General features: G+C 43.9%; 3 protein-coding genes. All 3 read left to right on the top strand.

The annotated features are described in order from the left end of the window. The coding region (locus PEPTYR26121_RS08430; RefSeq protein ID WP_484456023.1) for an EF-Tu C-terminal domain-related protein at positions 1 to 214 on the top strand (214 nt) is incomplete at its 5' end. A 1,507-nt stretch (positions 215 to 1,721) separates the two neighbouring features. After that, entirely contained in the window at positions 1,722 to 2,732 is a 1,011-nt protein-coding gene (locus tag PEPTYR26121_RS08425) for an LCP family protein (RefSeq protein ID WP_180500978.1), read from the top strand. A 111-nt stretch (positions 2,733 to 2,843) separates the two neighbouring features. After that, positions 2,844 to 3,113, top strand: a complete 270-nt coding sequence (locus tag PEPTYR26121_RS08420; protein ID WP_180500977.1) for a GNAT family N-acetyltransferase — start codon at positions 2,844 to 2,846, stop codon at positions 3,111 to 3,113. The last annotated feature ends 351 nt before the right edge of the window (positions 3,114 to 3,464 follow it).

Genomic DNA, 3,464 nt, shown 5'->3' with positions numbered 1-3,464 from the left:
CAACGGCTACCGTCCCCAATTCTACTTCAGAACCACCGACGTAACCGGCGACATCACCCTACAAGACGGCGTAGAAATGGTTATGCCCGGCGACAACGCAACCTTCAAAGTAGAACTCATTACCCCCGTCGCAATGGACGAAGGCTTACGCTTCGCTATCCGCGAAGGCGGCCGCACCGTTGCATCCGGCGTAGTATCTAAAATCGTAGAATAAGAGAAATAAAGAAGAGACGCGAGAGCGTCTCTTTTTTTGTGCTCATCAAAGGAATAAAATCCCATTTTCTATATGCCCGCAAAGGGTGTGCGAATAGAATTGCTTTTTTTGCGAAAAGATCTATCCTTTAAAAACAAACCATTCATTCAAAAAAACTTTCTCAGGGGAAAGGAATAGGCCGTTGCGATTCGGCCTCTTTCCTTTCCCCTGAAACCCCAATCCTTTCCACCCTAACGCTTTTTTAGCAGTGCGAAGCCCTAACGGCTTCGATTCCTATTGGGCTGCGTTGCGGAATAAATTCTCTAAATTAGTTTTTTATTGTCGCTCAGGTTTAACGGGCGAGCAGGCTCGCCCCTACGAGAGCGTAGGGAATGGTTGTGACGGTAAATTTTTGTGGCAACATACGACGATATCAGCCCGACATAAAATCAAAAAAACCTGCTGAAGCCCATGTAGGGGCGGGCCTGCCCGCCCGCAAGGGGTCAGCGAAGATGTTGATCCAACAGAAACACATATCTTCCGTATGAGTGCCATACAATGCAGAAAATGCCGCAGGCATTTTCTTCTGCTTAAAAAGCCGGCCAGAAAGGAGGTAGGGGCTCGCGGGGAAGGGAGAAATGCGGCCTTCGCCTCTGAGCCCTTTCCCCCTTCCCCGCGACAGAGTTTTTCGGGTTGTATGAAACCGATTTAAAAAAAGCTTTCTACATGAAAAAACAGTTATCCTTTTTTGCGAAAGCTTTTTTCTAATAAAAACAAACCATTCATTCAAAAAAACTTTTTAGGAGGAGGGAATAGGCCGTTGCGATTCGGCCTCTTTCCCTCCTCCTAAAACCACCTTCCTTTCCACCCTAACGCTTTTTAGCGGTGCGAAGCCCTAACGGGCTTCGATTCCTATGGGGCTGTGTCGTGGAAGATATTCTCTAAATTGGTTTTTTATCGTTCCACACATACGACGGGCGAGCGTCCGTCAAATCTACCCAATCAGCCGTCGCTTCGCTCGGCTTCTTGGAGATTTTTGAATACCCATAGGGCACAGGTACCCACAGGGCACAGGTTGAGACCTGCCACGAAATCAAAGATTTCGGGCTAGGGCTTCAGGCTCGCCCCTACGGGAGCGTAAGGAATGGTTGTGATGGTAAATTTTTGAGACAACACGCGACCATACTTGCCCGACATAAAATCAAATATTGCGGATAGATCCTAATGTAGGGGCGGGCCTGCCCGCCCGCTTGAGCTATAAGAGGATATTTTGAATTATACAGAAGAAACTATATTATGAAAGCAAGAGTTCCATTCATAAAAATTCTTTGAGGAGACAAGTAGGCAATTCGGATTTGCCTTCCCAGGATGAGGGGAAGATTCCTGCCCCGTAATCTGTGGGTAAAGTTTATCTCCCATCGTCCTTCCGATGATCTTAACAAAGATAAGAATCTCATAAGTTTTACATTTATTATTGCTATCATTCAGGCGATTCGGTAAGATAGTTAAAGTAAAGAAGAGGTGGTACATGAAGATCTTGAAGATCATTCTAAGCAGTTTAGCAATCGTCATCCTTTCGGCCGGTCTGGCTTTAGGCTATAAGATTGCCGCCAATCCATTGGACAGGGCGAATAAAGATATTGACAGCGATCAAATTGCAAAGGCACAAGAAAACTTAAAAGCGACGAGTCCCTTTACGGGCGACGATCCCTTGCACATGTTGTTATTCGGAATCGATAAAACAGCGACGACCGATGCAACTGAAGAAGGAAATCCGACGCGAAGTGATGTGATTATGCTTCTAACCATCGATCCGGTATCGAAGCGGGCACAATTACTCTCCTTGCCGCGAGATACTTACGTGGACATAGAAGGTCACGAGGGAAAGACAAAACTTGGCCACGCTTACGCTTATGGCGGCGAAGAGTTGGCGGAGAAGACGGTAGAAGATTTCCTCGACATTTCTGTCGACTATTATGCGACGGTAGATTACAATGCCGTCAAACGACTGGTCGATGCGGTCGGCGGAATAGAAGTAGATATTCCCTTTGACTATACTTACGAAGATACTTACGTCGTTCCTCATTTATACATCAACTTCAAAAAAGGTAAACAGAAACTGGACGGTGAAGATGCCGTTCGCTATTTGAGAATTCGAAAGATTTACGAAAATCAAGATTTGGATCGTATCCAAACCCAGCAGGGCTTCTTAATGAAATTGTTTGATAAAGTAAAGAGCCCGCGAATGATTTTTAAAATACCCGAACTAATTGACCTCGTTCTGGATAATGTTGAAACCAATTTATCCTATGGGCAGATCGTCTATCTGGCGAAAATGGGACTGGAGTTCGACAAAGAGTCCATCCAAATGGATACGCTTGTAGGCGAGAATCAACGAATCGGTAAGTTAGAATATTACGTCGTGGATCAAGAAACGGCACGGGAACAACTGAAGCGTTTCTGGGAAGGCAAAGGAAGCTACTACGAAGAAGCGGCCCAACAGGAAAACCAAGCATCAGAAGATACAACAGAAGAATAGAGACTCGAGGGTATCAGCCTCCAAAAGATGAAATAAGAAATCCATCTTTTGGAGGCTTTTATTATGGGTATGTAAAAGGTACTTACAATATGGAAAAGAAGGGAGACTAAAATGAAAATTCAAAATGACGGCAAACAATTCTATATAGGAGAGAAAGAAGACCCCAAGGCTCTATTAGCCTACGAATATATAGACGATCATACGGTTCGTGCTTATCATACGGTAACGAGTAAAGAAATGCAGGGGCAGGGAATTGCCGGAAAACTTTACAAAGAGTTTATGGACCTGGTAAAGAAAGAAGATCTGAAAGTTCAGGCTGACTGCTCCTACGTCCGCAAGAAAATGGAAGAAAACGAAGAAGATAAAGGCTACATGGTTTAATGGAGAAATATTAATACGAAGTTAAAAAAGTGGCAATATTTTCTTGACAATGAAAAGCGATTCTAGTATAGTTTTAAGAGTCGATACGTAAGAGCAAATAAGCTTAAAGTATCGGTTGACAAAGATCGGTTCACATAGTAAACTGATCAAGTCGCTTCGAAAGAGCGGGATCGCAAAAAAGAATTTCAAAAAAGTTCTTGACAGCGAACGCGATTCGAGGTAGACTATACAAGTTGTCTCGTGAAACACACGAACAAAACTTTTACAAAGTTTTAAAAAGTGCTTGACATTTCAGTCGACGCGAGATATACTAAATAAGCTGTTTCGAAAGAGCAGCAACTTGAACCAAGT

Source organism: Aedoeadaptatus nemausensis (assembly GCF_903819165.1).
GTDB classification, from domain to species: Bacteria; Bacillota; Clostridia; order Tissierellales; family Peptoniphilaceae; genus Aedoeadaptatus; species Aedoeadaptatus nemausensis.
The sequence above is the reverse complement of the archived record's forward strand: the minus strand, read 5'-3'. Positions and strand labels throughout refer to the sequence as shown.